We start from the raw sequence: 14,607 nt of genomic DNA, 5'->3' as shown, positions 1-14,607 counted from the left end.
CGAACTGGACGTTGTCGGCCGATCTTCGACGCGAAAGGAAGGGGTTACTTCGTCCGGAAGGCGCGGTCACCCGCGTCACCCAGTCCGGGGACGATGAAGCCGTTCTCGTCGAGGTGGTCGTCGATGGCGACGGTCAGCAGGTCGGCCTCGGGGACGGCCTCGCCGACCCGGAGGAGGCCGTCGGGGGCGCTGACCGCCGAGAGGACGAAGAGGTTCTCGGGGTCGGCGTCCGCCAGCACGTAGTCGAGGACGGCACACATCGTCGACCCGGTGGCGAGCATCGGGTCGGCGACGATGACCGTGTCCGTCTCCCGAATCTCGGGGAGTTTCACGTAGTCGACGGTGATGGGGAACTCGCCGTCCTCGTTCATGCCGGCCTCCTCGTCGCGGCCGGCGCTGATGACGCCCTGTTTGGCGCGGGGGAAGGCCTTCAACAGCCCCTCGACGAACGGCGTCGCCGCGCGGAGGACGTTGATGATCACCACGTCGTCTAACCCCTTCACCCGCTCGCCGGTGGTTTCGGCCATCGGCGTCTCGATGGCGACGTACTCCGTGTCCATCGCGCCGTCGATGATCTCGTAGCCACAGATGCGGCCGAGTTTCACCAGCCCCTTCCGGAAGGCCACCTGTTCCGTCTCCACGTCGCGAATCTTCGAGAGCGTGTCCTTGGCGAGCGCGTGCGTGACGAGATACGCCTCCTCTCGATCCTCGATGGTCATACACGCTACTCCGCGAGTCGAGGCTAATAAAACGCGCTATCGTCGCGCTCGGAACGCGGTCGGTGACGCGCCCGCCTCACCGCGTCACCACGTACGTCACCGCCATCAACAGGAGCGCGAGCGAGGCGACGTTCCAGACGGTGAAGCCGACGAGGCCGACGAAGTCGAGCCCCCAGACGATGCCGACCGCGAATATCGAGGAGAGGACGAGGTTCATCACGAAGAGCACGCGCGGATCGCCCTGCGAGGCCATGTCATCCGGTGGTCCGGGCGCGTACTTAACGTTCCCCGTCTCGGGGAGTTTATGTGCGAACCGGCCCCTCCGTACTGGTATGAGCGATGCCGAGGGGGCGACGGGCCGGGAAATCTGGATCGAGAAGTACCGTCCGGAGACCCTCGACGACGTGAAGGGACAGGACGACATCGTCGACCGCCTGCGGAGCTACATCGCACAGGACGACCTTCCGCACCTCCTGTTTTCGGGTCCGGCCGGGGTTGGCAAGTGCGTAACCGGCGAGACGCCGGTCCTGACGAACCGTGGCGTCGAGCGAATCGGTGACGTCGTCGGGGAGGTGGACGGGTTCGAAGAGCCGGACGCGGGGGTGGAAGTGTTGACGTTCCGCGACGACGGGTCGTTCGAATTCACGACGCCGTCGCACGTCTTCGGAAAGACGACGGACGACCTCGTCCGTGTCACGACGCGAGACGGAAACGACCTGACCGTAACGCCGGAACACAGACTCCTGGCCGTGACTCACGACGGACTGGAGTGGGTGCGTGCCGGCAACCTCTCCGCCGGGACCCGCGTCGTCCGTCCCCGCCGAACGCCGCTGCCCGAGGGCGACGGTCACCTCGACTGGATGGACGCGATGGACGGTGACCGAACCGTCGTTCACGTCACGGAGTCGTTCGCCGCCGACCACGACATCCCGGTCGAGGAGAACTACGTCGGCAAAAAGAAGCGCGCGGTCGCCGGCTTCCGACGTGGGGAATCGGACGCCACTATCGCGGCCGCCGCCGGCACTACGACGAAGACTGTCCGATCGTACCGCCGGAATCTCGACACCGCGCTGGACGAACCGAGCACCGTCTGCTCGCTGTCGTACCTCCGCGGCCTCGACGTTTCCCGCGACGAACTACGCACGCACGTCACCGCCGTCCAGTACGTCACCCGGAACAACCAGCGTTCCGAGCCGATCACGCCGCCGTGGGAACTCACGCCTGCGCTGGCGTCTTTCGTCGGACTGGCCGTGAGCGAGGCCCAAATCGACGGCGGTCGGGTGAAGTTCTACAACACGGACGACGACCTGCTCGACCGGTTCGAGACCGTCGCCGAGTCGGTGTTCGGTCTCGAACCACGTGAGGGAGCACAGGACGACGTTCCGTACCGCGAGCTTCACACGCGGACGCTGACGCACTTCCTCGGCGCCTGTTTCGACGTCGGCGGCGGGACGGTCGGCATCGGTTCCACGCTCGTCCGCGCCGACGAGGCGAGTCGGGCGGCGTTCCTCCGTGCCGTCTTCGACGCCGAGGCCCACGTTACCGAACACGGGATTATCGAGTTGACACAGAAGGACGAACACCTCGTCACGCTCCTCTCGTACTTGCTCTCGGGATTCGGCATCCCGAGTCGACGCAAGCGCGAGCGGAAGGCGCCGACGAACGGTTCGGGGACTGCACGCGAGTATCACACGCTGTACGTCTCCAGCGCCCGCCATCTCGAACGGTTCGCGGAACACGTCGGCTTCACGCTCGACGAGAAGGCGGAACGGCTCGCCACCAACGCTGCCCGCGACCCGAATCCGAACGACGATACGGTACCGACACAGGCCGCCGTCGACACGCTCTGTGAGCAGCTCTACCTGACGAAAGGCGACTACGTCCCCGACAGTCTGAACCCCGACACCCCCGGTCGAGAGCAGTATCTCGACTGCGTCGACGAACTCGTCGACGCGGCGACGGCGCGTCTCGACGACGCACAGCGGACGCTCGAACGGATCGACGAACTCGCCGCGGACCTCGATGCAGTCGCTGCGATTCCCGCGACGTGGATCGGCACGCGCGGCGAACTGGAGCCAATCGAGACGCGACGAACCCTCGCCGCGCAGGTCGGCGTCCGATCCGACCGACTACTGGAGTACGCAGACGGTCGCCGAACGCCCAGCACCGACCGAACGGTCGAACTGCTCGATCAGCTTCACGAGGATGGCGTCGACGTCGAGCACGTTCGAGCGACGCTCCGGAACGCCATCGAGACGCTGGACGTTCCCTACGCACACGTCGCGGACGGAACGGACATGCACGGGACGGACGTACAGAGCCTCCTCGACGGTGGCAACGATCTCGGGTCGCTGACGCGGTTCCGAACCATCGCGGATCGCGTTCGGTCGATCGCGTCCGGCCTCCCGTCCGCGGCGGTCCTCGACGCACTCACGACGTTACACACGCTCACCAGCGGCGACCTCTATTTCGACGAGGTCGAATCCGTCGAGTCGGTCGACGAACCCCGGCGCGTCTACGATCTCACCGTCCCCGAGACCCGCAACTACGTCGCCGGTGGCGTGCCGTCGGTGATGCACAACACCACCTGCGCCACGGCCATCGCCCGCGAGGTGTACGGCGACGACTGGCGGGGCAACTTCCTCGAACTCAACGCCTCCGACCAGCGCGGCATCGACGTGGTGCGCGACCGGATCAAGAACTTCGCGCGGTCGAGTTTCGGCGGGTTCGACTATCGGGTGATCTTCCTCGACGAGGCGGACTCGTTGTGCGTGCCGCCCGGGACCGAAGTCGTAACCGGATATCCGTCAAGTCCGGAGGTAAAACCGATAGAGGAGGTGGCTGACGACGGTGAGCCGATCCAGTCAGTCGATTTCGAGACGAACGAGATCCAGTCCGACAAAGGGACACTCGTCGACTCCGGCGTCGCGGATTTCTTCGAAATCGAACTGGAAGATGGCCGGACGATACTGGCGAGTCTGACTCACCCCTTCTTCGTCGTCGGCGAGGACGGCCGCCTCGTCGAGAAGGAGCTTCGGGACCTGTCTCCGGGCGACGAAATCGCCGATTTCAAAGACGACATCGGCGTGTCGCAGTGTGAAATCTGTGACGCATGGACTGCGGGCCGGTTCTGCTCGGTCGACTGCAAGGACGAGGGGCACAGCCGAGACATGCGCGGCGAAAAGAATCCGATGCACGGGACGACGTGGTCGGACGAGCGCCGACGAGAGATCGTCGAGAAACTCTCGGATGGACGACTTGCGGGCGAAAACAACCCGAACTACGGCGGAGAGTTCCACGGGGTCCACGTCTGGGAGATGGACAACGAGACGGTCGAGTGGGTCCGAAAAACGATCAGTGAGATGCGCTCGGGGACTCCGTGGGAGGAGTGGGTTGTCGACGCCGACGCGGAACGGGTAAAGGAGGGCATTGGGAATTCTTCCGCGGAGTGGTGGGCGAGTCTGGACGACGACGAGAGAGCCGCGATCATTCAGAAGAGCGTCGAAAACTGTGATTACCCGGTCTGTGACATCAGCGGCGACAACAACCCGATGCGTGATCCCGAGGTCGCACAGAAGGTCTCGGACGCACTGCAGGGACACGAGCCGACTGGTGGGAACGTCAGACACAGCGACGAACTCGGACACCTCGTCCGGTCCGACTGGGAGTACGAGGTCGGAAAGGCGCTGCAGGACGCGGGCATCGACTACGAGTACGAACCGTCGTTCGAACTGTCCGAATCGGTGTACCATCCCGACTTCTTGGTCGGCGATACGATAATCGAGGTCAAAGGGGTCGCCGAACTGTGGGGACAGACGGAGAAGGTGGAGGAGTTCCTCGACATCTACGGCGACGAATACACGTTCGTCGTCGTCGGCGACGGCGATCTTCCCCATCACGAACACTACGAACGAGCGGAGTTCGAGCCTGCGGTCCTTTCGGACGGCGGGCTACGTGCGGTTCAAACTGCAGAAATCAGCCGCATCGACTACAGTCACCGTGGCGAAGCCTACAACATCAGCATGGAGGGAACGCCGAACTTCATGCTCGCCAACGGGGTTCTGACCCACAACACCTCCGACGCCCAGTCAGCCCTCCGCCGCACGATGGAGCAGTTCGCCGACAACACCCGCTTCATCCTCTCGTGTAACTACTCCAGCCGGATCATCGACCCCATCCAGTCCCGGTGTGCGGTCTTCCGGTTCTCGCCGCTCCCGGACGAGGCCATCGCGGCGCAGGCCCGGGAAATCGCGGAGGCCGAAGGCATCGAGATGACCGAAGACGGTCTCGACGCCCTCGTCTACGCCGCCGGCGGCGACATGCGGCGGGTGATCAACACGCTCCAGGCGGCGGCGACGACGGGCGACGTCGTCGACGACGAAGCGGTGTATCTGGTGACGAGTACCGCCCGGCCCGAGGAGATCGAGTCCATGGTCGAGGCCGCCATCGAGGGTGACTTCCCGCGGGCGCGCTCCACCCTGGAGACCCTCCTCGTCGACTCCGGGATGGCCGGCGGCGACGTGATCGATCAACTGCACCGGTCGGCGTGGGAGTTCGACCTCGACGACCGCCGGACCGTCCAGTTGATGGAACGGCTCGGCGAGGCCGACTACCGCATCACCGAGGGGGCGAACGAGCGGGTGCAGTTGGAGGCGATGCTGGCGGCGCTGGCGCTCGAAGACGAGTGAGCCATCACCGTCACGCCCCGTCGTCCGGGTAGACGATCACCTGCCGGTCGTCGGCGTCCCGACCTGCGGGCAGGACGCCGAACGATCCCCCTCTCGCCGTGAGCGCGAGTACGGCCGCGTCGAGGACGTCGTCGAGGCGTCCGGACTGGATGCGGTGGTGCCACTGCGGGCCGGTGCGCCGGTCCTCGACGAAGGCACGCACCGCGGCGCCGAACGCCTCGTCGACGGCGTCGAGGATCGCCAGCCGCGCGTCCAGTCCCTCGGTCTCTCGCTTCGAGCCGGGGTCGTCGGCGTCCGTCCGGGCGGCGAACGCCGCGTAACACACCTCGGGGTGGCTCTCGTAGACGTGCGCCTCGGCCGCGGGGTGGGCGTCGAGAAAGCAGTCGACCTCGCGGATTCGTGGGACGAGGCCCCAGCTCTGACTCCCGAGACGGCCGCCGTTCTCGGCTCGCGCCGCCTCGTAGCCGCCGGCGTCGACGGCCGCGCGACAGGGCACGTCGAAGACCGAACTGTGTCGCTCGCCGAGCAGGGAGGCGGCCGCCCGGTCGCAGGCGCGGGGGGCCGTCTCCGGCAGGCCGATGGGGATGTCGACGAGGACGGCGTCGGCCCCGCGGCCGTGCTCGCGCCACACGTTGAGCATGGCCGGTTCGGTCGTGATGGTCGCGTCGTCTCCCTCGTGGACGACGACGACCCAGCACCCACTCGCCCAGTCGACGCCGACGGCTGTCATGGGCAGGGGAGGGGCGTGACGGACATATATTCGCCGGGGCCGCCGTCGTCGACGATCGATGAGCGCCTCGTCGCCATCGGTCGATCACGCCCGAGTCAGCGGTCCCGGAACTGTTTTACGCGGAGACGGGCCAATGAGGTGGTAATGAGCGAACTCGAAGACGCCTATCGCCTCGATTACTTCGAGGAGGAGGGGTTCACTCGACAGGAGTGTGCCTCCTGTGGCGCACACTTCTGGTCGCGCGTCGAGCGCGACACCTGCGGCGAGCCGCCCTGTGACGACTACGCGTTCATCGGCAATCCGGGCTTCGACGAGGCGTACACGCTGGAGGAGATGCGCGAGGCGTTCCTCTCGTTTTTCGAGGACAACGGCCACGAGCGCATCGATCCCTACCCCGTCGCGGCGAACCGCTGGCGTGACGACGTCCTCCTGACGCAGGCGTCCATCTACGACTTCCAGCCGCTGGTCACGTCGGGCGAGACGCCGCCGCCCGCGAACCCCCTGACGATCAGTCAGCCCTGCATCCGGATGCAGGACATCGACAACGTGGGCAAGACCGGCCGGCACACGATGGCCTTCGAGATGATGGCCCACCACGCGTTCAACACCCGCGAGGACGCCGCCGACGACTACGCTTACGAGGGCGAGGTGTACTGGAAAGACGAGACGGTCGAGTACTGCGACCGCTTCTTCGAGCACATGGGCGTCGACCCCGCGGACGTCACCTACATCGAGGATCCGTGGGTGGGCGGGGGCAACGCCGGCCCGGCGTTCGAGGTGATCTACCGCGGCCTCGAACTCGCCACGCTCGTTTTCATGTCGATGGAGCAGGACCCCGACGGCGAGTACGAGATGAAAGACGGCAACCGCTACAGCCCGATGGACACCTACATCGTCGACACGGGCTACGGGCTGGAGCGGTGGACGTGGATGAGTCAGGGGACCCCCACCGTCTACGAGGCCATCTACCCCGAGATGATCGACTTCCTCACGGACCACGCGGGGATCGATCACTCCGCGGAGGAGGAGGAACTCATCCGCGAGGCCGCCCGCCTCTCGGGCTATCTCGACATCGACGAAGTCGAGGACCTCGCGTCGGCGCGTTCCCAGGTGGCCGAGGAACTCGGCGTCGACGCCGCGCGTCTCTCGGCCCTGCTCGAACCCCTCGAGGATATCTACGCCATCGCTGATCACTGTCGAACCCTCGCCTATATGCTCGGCGACGGCATCGTCCCCTCGAACGTCGGGACGGGCTATCTGGCGCGGATGGTGCTCCGGCGGACCAAGCGCCTCGTCGACGGGTTGGGTATCGACGCGCCGCTCGACGAACTCGTCGACATGCAGGCCGAACGGCTGGGCTACACCAACCGCGACACCATCCGCGACATGGTGCGGACCGAGGAGGGCAAGTACCGGAAGACGCTCGAACGCGGCTCCCGCAAGGTCGAGAGCATCGCGGAGGAGTACGCCGCCCGCGACGAACCCATCCCCCGCGAGACGCTGATCGAACTCTACGACTCCCACGGCATCCAGCCGGACATGGTCGCCGACATCGCGCGGGACCACGGCGCTAGGGTCGACGTGCCCGACGACTTCTACGGGCTGGTCGCGGCGCGACACGAGGGCGAAGGGGCGTCGGAGGCGGCCGCCGACCGCGACGACCGCCTCGCGGACCTGCCCGAGACCGACCGCCTGTTCTACGACGACCAGGAGCGCACGGAGTTCGAAGCGGTCGTTCTCGACGTGTTCGAGCGCGAGGACGGCTACGACGTCGTGCTCGATCAGACGATGTTCTACCCCGAAGGCGGGGGGCAACCGGCCGACACGGGCACCCTCTCGACCGACGAGACGACGGTCGAGGTGACAGACGTACAGCGCCGCGACGGCGTGGTCCTTCACCGCACGGACGGCAATCCGGGCAAAGGCGAGTTCGCCCGCGGTCGGGTCGACGCCGAGCGCCGCTACAGCCTGATGCGCCACCACACGGCGACCCACGTCATCGGCTACGCCGCGCGGCAGGTCCTCGGCGACCACGTCCGACAGGCCGGCGCCCAGAAGGGGACCGACCAGTCCCGCCTCGACGTGCGACACTTCCGGCGCATCAGCCGCGAGGAGGTGAAAGAAATCGAGCGCGTCGCCAACGAGGTGGTGACGGACAACCGCCCGGTCACCCAGGAGTGGCCGGATCGCCACGAGGCGGAGGCGAAACACGGCTTCGACCTGTATCAGGGGGGTGTCCCCCCCGGCCAGCAGATCCGCCTCATCCACGTCGACGACGACGTGCAGGCGTGTGCCGGCACGCACGTCTCACAGACGGGTGACATCGGCGCCATCAAGATCCTCAAAACGGAGCCGATCCAAGACGGCGTCGAGCGCATCGTCTTCGCGGCGGGCGAGGCGGCCATCGAGGCGACCCAGCGCACGGAGGACGCCCTCTACGAGGCGGCAGAGGTCCTCGACGTGTCGCCCGAGGAGGTGCCCGACACGGCCGAACGCTTCTTCGAGGAGTGGAAAGAGCGGGGCAAGCAGATCGACCGCCTGAAGGAGGAACTCGCGGAGGTGCGCGCGGCCGCGGCCGACGCCGACGAGGTCGACGTCGGCGGCGTGAGCGCCGTGATCCGGCGGATGGACGCCGACGCCGACGAACTCCGGGCCACCGCGAACGCCATCGTCGACGAGGGGGCGGTGGCCGTCCTCGGGAGTGCCCAGGGTGGGAGCGCCCAGTTCGTCGTCGGCGTCCCCGACGACGTGGACATCAACGCCGGCGACGTCGTGGGACGCCTCGCGGCACAGGTCGGCGGCGGCGGCGGCGGCCCCCCCGACTTCGCGCAGGGCGGCGGCCCCGAGGTGGACGCCCTCGACGACGCCCTCGACGACGCTCCCGACGTGCTCCGGGCGATCCGGAACGCGTAATCTCGCCCCCGCCGAGCGTCGATCCGTTCCGCCATCGCGCGACTATCAGCGCTGAATTTTCCGGACGAAGGTTCATATGCGGAACCGCGAACATCACCGGTGTGAAGTCGTCGTCCGCTTCCCGAGTGTCGATCCTGACCGTCGCCGGTCTCCTCGCTCTCGGCGTCGCGGCGCTCACGAGCGTCTCCCTCCCCGGGGGATCGCTGTTCCGCGAGCTGACGCTGCTCGACCTCCTGAGCGGGGCTTCTCCGGTAGATCTGCCGTCGCTGGCCTACGGCGGCGGCCTGCTGCTCATCGGCTTCGGGGCCGTCGTGATCGGACTGGTGCTTCTCGTCGCCCGCGTCTACTGATCCGCCGTCGCACTCCGATACGCCCTACTGTCTCGCCGTCGTACGGTCACCCATGCCCACCGCATCGAACGGGGCCGTGTCGCTGTACTACGAGACCGACGACGACGGCGTGGAACACCGTTCCACGAGCAGTCGGCCACGGGCCGACGACGGCGAGACGGTCGTCTTCCTCGGCGACGTGGGGTACGGCGCCTGGCAGTGGGGGTGGCAACACGCCGGCCTGACCGGGCCGTTCGAGACGCTGGTGACCGACCTCCGGGGCGCCGGCCGCTCCGACGCCCCGCCGGGTCCCTACGCAGTCGACGACTTCGTCGCCGACGTGCAGGCCGTCCTCGACGACCACGGCGCCCGGCGCGTCCACGTCGTCGGCGCGGGACTCGGGGGGATGGTCGCGCTCGAACTCGCCCGACTCTCGACGCGCCCCCGGTCGCTCGCCCTCCTCGGCACCGCGCCCGTCGGCGCCGACCTGACGCTCGACCCCCTGTTCGGGGCACCCGACGACCCCGACGCACTCGAATCGTCGCTCGCGGCCGCGCTCTCGCGGGACTTTCTGGACGCCCATCCCGACGCCATCGAGCAAATCGTCGAGTGGCGGGCCGCCGAGGACGCCCCCCGCGAGGCGTGGGCGGCCCAGGCCGCCGCCGTCGAGGCCTTCGACGTCACCGATCGGCTGTACGAAATCGACACCCCGGCGCTCGTCCTGCACGGCCGCGACGACGCGGTGTGGCCGGTCGAGTACGGCCGCCGCCTCGCCGAGAATCTGCCGCGCGGGGAGTTCGTCGGCCTCGACGGCGGGCACCTGATCGGGGTCGAGCGCTCCCGCGCGGTGAACGACCGACTGTTCGGCTTCTTCGAATCAGCGTAAGAGACTAACCCCTCGCTGGCCTCGATACGCCCAATGACCCTGCGGCTCGCCCTCCTCGACGCCTCGCACGGCTCCGAACACACGCGCCCGAACTTCCGCCGGGAGCTCGACGCCGCCCTCGCCGAGTTCGACGTGACGGCCGGCGAGTTGCCGTCCGACTTCGCGTTCGACGGCGTCGTCGTCACCGGGTCGAGTTCCTCGGTCTACTGGGACGAGCCGTGGATCGACGGCCTCGTGAACTGGGTGGCCGAGGCGGCCGACCGCGGGCTGCCGATCCTCGGCGTCTGTTACGGCCACCAAGTGTTGGCCGAGGCGCTCGGCGGCCGCGTCGAGGCGATGGCCGACATCGAGTTGGGATATCGACTGATCGACCGGGTCGACGACGGCGACCCCCTCCTCGATGGCCTCGACGACCCTTTCACCGCCTTCGAGACCCACTCGGACCGCGTGGTCGAGTTGCCGACCGGCGCGACGCTCCTCGCCGAGAACGACCGCGGGGTGCAGGCGTTCCGCCGCGGCGACTGCTGGGGCGTGCAGTTCCATCCCGAGTACGACGAGGAGAGCGCCGAACGCGTCACGCGAGGGAAGGACCTCCCCGCGGAGCGCATCGAGGCCGTCGTCGACGACATCGACGCCGACAACTACGCGGCGGCCTGCCGGACCAAGCGGCTGTTCGACAACTTCACCGACCACGTTCGGGCACGGCGGGCGACGTCGCCGGAGGCGTAGCCGTCCACTACCGTTTTTGCGTCCCGCCCCCGGAGTGGCCGTATGGACCACGACCTGACCATCGACGAGAAGCGCGTCTACGCCGACCGGACGGGGGCCGACGAGGTGCTGATCGCCGCCGACCAGGGCGTCGTGGCCGTGTCGCTCTCCGACGACCGAGTGGGGGAGTTCGGCCTCGACCACCGGGCGGCCGCCCGCGACGTGGCCGCCGCCGGGGACCGGCGCGCCGTCGCCACCGACGCGGACGTACTGGTCGGCGACTACGACCCGACCGACTTCGGTCCCGCCGTCGCCGTCGGCTTCGACGGCGACGCCCTCCTCGCAGCCGGCCCGGACGGTCGGATCGCCCGCCTCGGCGACGGGTGGACGACGCTCGGCGACGTGGAGGCGCCCCGCGCCGTCGACGGCGGGATGATCGCCGCCGAGAGCGGCGTCCACCAGGTCGTCGGCGACGACCTCCGGAACGTCGGCCTCGACGGCGTCCACGACGTTCACGGGCGGGGGATGCCCCTCGCGGCGACCGACGACGGCCTGTACCGACTGGGCAACGGCTGGATGGTCGAACGCGACGGTGCGTTCGGCGTCGTGAGCGCGGATTCGGCCGACGACCGGGCCCACGCCGCCGGCGAGGGAGGGCTGTTCGTCCGCGAGGCGGTCGGCGAGTGGGTGCCCGTCGACGTGCCCGTCCCCGTCGACGGCCTCGTCGACGTGGGCTACACCGACGCGGCGACGGTAGCGGTGACCGAGACGGGGACGTTACTGGCCGACGCGGGCGACGGCTGGCGGAGCCGCGAACTGGGCGTGACCGGCGTTCGACGGCTGGCGGTCCAGACGTAAGGAAACGGTTTTCGGGGCGGCCGTCGAGCCACTCCACATGATCGTACCCGGGACAGCCTCGCAAGCCCTCGGCGCGGCCCTCGCCGCCGAGACGGGCCACGAACTCGCCGCCGTGGACTACGAACGGTTCCCCGACGGCGAACGCATGGCGTCGGTGACGGTCGGTGACGACACCGACCGGGCGGTGGTCGTCGCGTCGACGACCACCGACGCGGCCCACGTCGAACTCCTGCAGTTGCAGGACGCCGTCCGCGAGGCGGGCGTCGACGAGGTGGTGACCGTCCTGCCGTACATGGGTTACGGCCGACAGGAACGCGCGTTCGAGGCGGGCCAACCCGTCTCGGCGCGGGCCGTCGCACGCGCCGTCTCGACGGGGACGGATCGGGTGATTCTGGTCGACCCACACGAGGCGTCGGTGACGGACTTCTTCGACGTGCCCTGTGACGTGGTCGGCGCCGCGGCGCGGTTGGCCGACCCCCTCCCCGCCGACCTGACCGATCCGCTCTTTCTCTCGCCCGACGCCGGCGCCATCGGCCTCGCCGAATCGGTGCGCGACGCCTACGGTCGGGGCGCCGTCGACTTCTTCGAGAAGGTCCGCCACTCCGGGACGGACGTGGAGATCACGCCCAGCGACGCCGCCGTCGAGGGCCGGGACGTGGTCGTCGTCGACGACATCGTCGCCACCGGGTCGACGATGAGCGAGTCCATCGGCGTCCTCGACGCCCGCGCGGCCGCCGACGTGTACGTCGCCTGCGTCCACCCACTCTTCGCCCGGAACGCGCGCACCAAACTCGAACGCGCGGGCGTGACCGCCATCTACGCCACCGACACCATCGAGCGCGACGTGACCGCCACCTCCGTCGCGCCCGTCGTCGCCGACGCGCTGTAATGGCCCCCGACCCGTCGCCCGTCCCGCCCGAACCCGACGACGCCCTCGTTCTCGACCCGGACTGCCGGCGCTGTCCCGCCCTCGCCGAGGCGCGCGACCGCATCGCGTGGGGCAACGGTCCGCGGGACGCCGCCGTGATGGTCGTGGGCGAGGCGCCCGCCGCCGGCGACCCCGACGACCCCGAGTGGCCCGGCGGCAACCGCTCGGGGCTGGCCTACACGTCCCGACACTCCGGCCGCCGCATCCGATCACTCCTCGCGAGCGTCGGCGTCGTCGGCCGCCGGCCGACTGCTCGCGGAACGTCGTTCCGCGCCGTCGACGACGCGTTCTACACGAACGCCGTGAAATGCTTCCCATCCGACGGCGACGGCTCGAACCGCGAACCGACGCCGACGGAGCGGTCGAACTGCCGGAATCACCTCCGCGCCGAAATCGAGACTATCGACCCCGCCGTCGTGCTCCCGACCGGCAAGCACGCGACGACGAGCCTCCTCGCCGCCGAGGATCGGACGCTCGACGGCTTTCTGGAGTCAGTTCTCGATCCGATCGACTGCCCGTCGCTCGGCGTCACCGCGATACCCCTCCTGCACCCCTCCTACGCCGACGTGTGGCGCGCGCGACTCGGCTACGACCGCGAGTCGTACCGCGAGGCGCTGGCGGCGGCGTTGCGCTCCTGCGGCGTCACGCCGTAGACTTCGCCGTCTCCGGGACGTTTTTGAGACCTGACGCCAACCTCACAGGTATGGCCGACTGCATCTTCTGTTCCATCGTCGACGGCGACATCCCCAGTTACACCGTGTACGAGGACGACGACGTGATGGCCTTCCTCGACGCCAATCCGCTGGCCCGAGGACATACGCTCGTCATCCCGAAGGCGCATCACGAACGCGTCAACGACCTGCCCGCCGACCTGTCGACGGCCGTCTTCGACGCAGTGCACGACCTCACCCCCCACATCGAGGCCGCCGTCGACGCCGAGGCGACGACCATCGCCGTCAACAACGGCGCCGCCGCCGGACAGGAAGTACCGCACGTCCACGTCCACGTCGTCCCCCGATCCGAGGCGGACGGCGGGCGCCCCATCCACGCCCTGATCGAGGACCGACCCGACGTGGCCGACGCCGAACTCGAGGACGTGGCCGCCGCCATCCGCGGCGACTGATAGGAGTATCGGAAGTCCTCTCTGGACCGTTACGATCACCCCGACGAGCGGCGCCGCTCGACCCTGCCGATCAAGTTCTTCGACGAAAACTAGATTCTCTCCGGATATATGGGGACTATCGGACAAAAATATGGTAAAATACCTTTAGGACCATTGCCTCAAAGCATATATACTACCGTCACGTCCAGTTCGATGAACGAGGTGATCGAGGTACGAGCACACCAGACGACGACCGATCAATCGGTCCCCGACCCAACACCGTCGCCACAGCCACAAGCCGGTCAGTCTCCCCGGTACGACATCCGGGACATGCTACCCTATTCATCCATGGCCGACGCCCCCGTCCAATCCCGCGGGGGCGTCAGCTGAGTTTCACGACACGCCAGTTCGGCGAGCTGTGACACGCTCCCCGATCAGGAGTACGAGTGTCGCAGAATCGTCGGCGCGAACGCGCCACGTCCGTCGTCACTTTACGACGCGCTCGGTACGTACGCCGATCCGTCGCGGGCGACGACGCCCCGCTCGGTCAGCGTCCGCAGGACCGGGAAGAGTGAGATTTTGCTGATGTCGAGGGCCGCGTTGAGTTCCTCGACCGTCGCCCCGTCCGAGGCGGCGAGGAACACGTAGACGAGTTTCGACTCGGCGGCGGTCAGCCCTTCCGGCACGTCGATGGCGATGCGGTCCGTCTCGGTCGTGTCGAACGTCGTGGCGCTCATTACGATTGG

The 14,607-nt window shown here is 68.1% G+C and carries 13 protein-coding genes; 9 read left to right on the top strand and 4 right to left on the bottom strand.

The window, feature by feature from the left end:
* Window positions 1-44: 44 nt before the first annotated feature.
* Window positions 45-719 carry a uracil phosphoribosyltransferase gene (gene upp / locus DU484_RS01915; RefSeq protein WP_114584507.1) on the bottom strand — a complete coding sequence of 225 codons (675 nt, stop codon included), beginning with the start codon at window positions 717-719 and terminating at the stop codon, window positions 45-47.
* A 76-nt stretch (window positions 720-795) separates the two neighbouring features.
* Complete coding sequence (locus tag DU484_RS19870) at window positions 796-972, bottom strand: hypothetical protein (protein ID WP_187347745.1); 177 nt, start codon at window positions 970-972, stop codon at window positions 796-798.
* 79 nt (window positions 973-1,051) lie between these two features.
* On the opposite strand from DU484_RS19870, the gene DU484_RS20675 reads away from it, so the two are divergent.
* Window positions 1,052-5,407 carry an LAGLIDADG family homing endonuclease gene (locus DU484_RS20675; RefSeq protein WP_394338750.1) on the top strand — a complete coding sequence of 1,452 codons (4,356 nt, stop codon included), beginning with the start codon at window positions 1,052-1,054 and terminating at the stop codon, window positions 5,405-5,407.
* 10 nt (window positions 5,408-5,417) lie between these two features.
* Here the strand turns inward: DU484_RS20675 and DU484_RS01900 are convergent, their stop codons facing one another.
* Window positions 5,418-6,137 (bottom strand): DUF429 domain-containing protein, encoded by a 720-nt coding sequence (locus DU484_RS01900; protein ID WP_114604966.1) that lies wholly within the window; start codon window positions 6,135-6,137, stop codon window positions 5,418-5,420.
* 144 nt (window positions 6,138-6,281) lie between these two features.
* Here DU484_RS01900 and alaS point away from each other — a divergent pair, with 144 nt between their 5' ends.
* The 8 genes from alaS to DU484_RS01860 all read left to right on the top strand — a co-directional run bounded on the left by alaS (window position 6,282) and on the right by DU484_RS01860 (window position 13,882).
* On the top strand, window positions 6,282-9,050 hold the full coding sequence (gene alaS, locus DU484_RS01895; RefSeq protein WP_114604965.1) for an alanine--tRNA ligase: 2,769 nt from the start codon (window positions 6,282-6,284) through the stop codon (window positions 9,048-9,050).
* 101 nt (window positions 9,051-9,151) lie between these two features.
* Window positions 9,152-9,400 (top strand): hypothetical protein, encoded by a 249-nt coding sequence (locus DU484_RS01890; RefSeq protein ID WP_114584503.1) that lies wholly within the window; start codon window positions 9,152-9,154, stop codon window positions 9,398-9,400.
* A 52-nt stretch (window positions 9,401-9,452) separates the two neighbouring features.
* A complete protein-coding gene (locus DU484_RS01885) occupies window positions 9,453-10,265 on the top strand; it encodes an alpha/beta fold hydrolase (protein WP_114604964.1) in 813 nt (270 codons plus the stop codon).
* Window positions 10,266-10,298: 33 nt separating this feature from the next.
* Complete coding sequence (locus DU484_RS01880; protein WP_114604963.1) at window positions 10,299-10,994, top strand: type 1 glutamine amidotransferase; 696 nt, start codon at window positions 10,299-10,301, stop codon at window positions 10,992-10,994.
* A gap of 42 nt (window positions 10,995-11,036) precedes the next feature.
* A complete protein-coding gene (locus DU484_RS01875; protein WP_114604962.1) occupies window positions 11,037-11,831 on the top strand; it encodes an HVO_0234 family beta-propeller protein in 795 nt (264 codons plus the stop codon).
* Between the two features lie 37 nt (window positions 11,832-11,868).
* Window positions 11,869-12,720 carry a ribose-phosphate diphosphokinase gene (gene prs, locus DU484_RS01870; protein ID WP_114604961.1) on the top strand — a complete coding sequence of 284 codons (852 nt, stop codon included), beginning with the start codon at window positions 11,869-11,871 and terminating at the stop codon, window positions 12,718-12,720.
* Window positions 12,720-13,412 carry a uracil-DNA glycosylase gene (locus DU484_RS01865; protein WP_114584498.1) on the top strand — a complete coding sequence of 231 codons (693 nt, stop codon included), beginning with the start codon at window positions 12,720-12,722 and terminating at the stop codon, window positions 13,410-13,412. Before prs ends, DU484_RS01865 begins: the two co-directional genes overlap by 1 nt.
* A 50-nt stretch (window positions 13,413-13,462) precedes the next feature.
* Window positions 13,463-13,882 (top strand): HIT domain-containing protein, encoded by a 420-nt coding sequence (locus tag DU484_RS01860; protein ID WP_114584497.1) that lies wholly within the window; start codon window positions 13,463-13,465, stop codon window positions 13,880-13,882.
* Window positions 13,883-14,352: 470 nt separating this feature from the next.
* Here the strand turns inward: DU484_RS01860 and DU484_RS01855 are convergent, their stop codons facing one another.
* Window positions 14,353-14,598 carry a helix-turn-helix domain-containing protein gene (locus tag DU484_RS01855; protein ID WP_114584496.1) on the bottom strand — a complete coding sequence of 82 codons (246 nt, stop codon included), beginning with the start codon at window positions 14,596-14,598 and terminating at the stop codon, window positions 14,353-14,355.
* Between the last annotated feature and the right edge of the window lie 9 nt (window positions 14,599-14,607).

Origin of the sequence: Haloplanus rubicundus, assembly GCF_003342675.1 — an archaeon.
Taxonomy (GTDB): domain Archaea; phylum Halobacteriota; class Halobacteria; order Halobacteriales; family Haloferacaceae; genus Haloplanus; species Haloplanus rubicundus.
This window is presented reverse-complemented; position numbering and strand designations above follow the sequence as displayed.

What these genes read in the sequence shown, in the direction of transcription:
- upp (WP_114584507.1), bottom strand. Translation starts at nt 719, where the DNA reads ATGACCATCGAGGATCGAGAGGAGGCGTATCTCGTCACGCACGCGCTC.
- DU484_RS19870 (WP_187347745.1), bottom strand. Translation starts at nt 972, where the DNA reads ATGGCCTCGCAGGGCGATCCGCGCGTGCTCTTCGTGATGAACCTCGTC.
- DU484_RS20675 (WP_394338750.1), top strand. Translation starts at nt 1,052, where the DNA reads ATGAGCGATGCCGAGGGGGCGACGGGCCGGGAAATCTGGATCGAGAAG.
- DU484_RS01900 (WP_114604966.1), bottom strand. Translation starts at nt 6,137, where the DNA reads ATGACAGCCGTCGGCGTCGACTGGGCGAGTGGGTGCTGGGTCGTCGTC.
- alaS (WP_114604965.1), top strand. Translation starts at nt 6,282, where the DNA reads ATGAGCGAACTCGAAGACGCCTATCGCCTCGATTACTTCGAGGAGGAG.
- DU484_RS01885 (WP_114604964.1), top strand. Translation starts at nt 9,453, where the DNA reads ATGCCCACCGCATCGAACGGGGCCGTGTCGCTGTACTACGAGACCGAC.
- DU484_RS01880 (WP_114604963.1), top strand. Translation starts at nt 10,299, where the DNA reads ATGACCCTGCGGCTCGCCCTCCTCGACGCCTCGCACGGCTCCGAACAC.
- DU484_RS01875 (WP_114604962.1), top strand. Translation starts at nt 11,037, where the DNA reads ATGGACCACGACCTGACCATCGACGAGAAGCGCGTCTACGCCGACCGG.
- prs (WP_114604961.1), top strand. Translation starts at nt 11,869, where the DNA reads ATGATCGTACCCGGGACAGCCTCGCAAGCCCTCGGCGCGGCCCTCGCC.
- DU484_RS01865 (WP_114584498.1), top strand. Translation starts at nt 12,720, where the DNA reads ATGGCCCCCGACCCGTCGCCCGTCCCGCCCGAACCCGACGACGCCCTC.
- DU484_RS01860 (WP_114584497.1), top strand. Translation starts at nt 13,463, where the DNA reads ATGGCCGACTGCATCTTCTGTTCCATCGTCGACGGCGACATCCCCAGT.
- DU484_RS01855 (WP_114584496.1), bottom strand. Translation starts at nt 14,598, where the DNA reads ATGAGCGCCACGACGTTCGACACGACCGAGACGGACCGCATCGCCATC.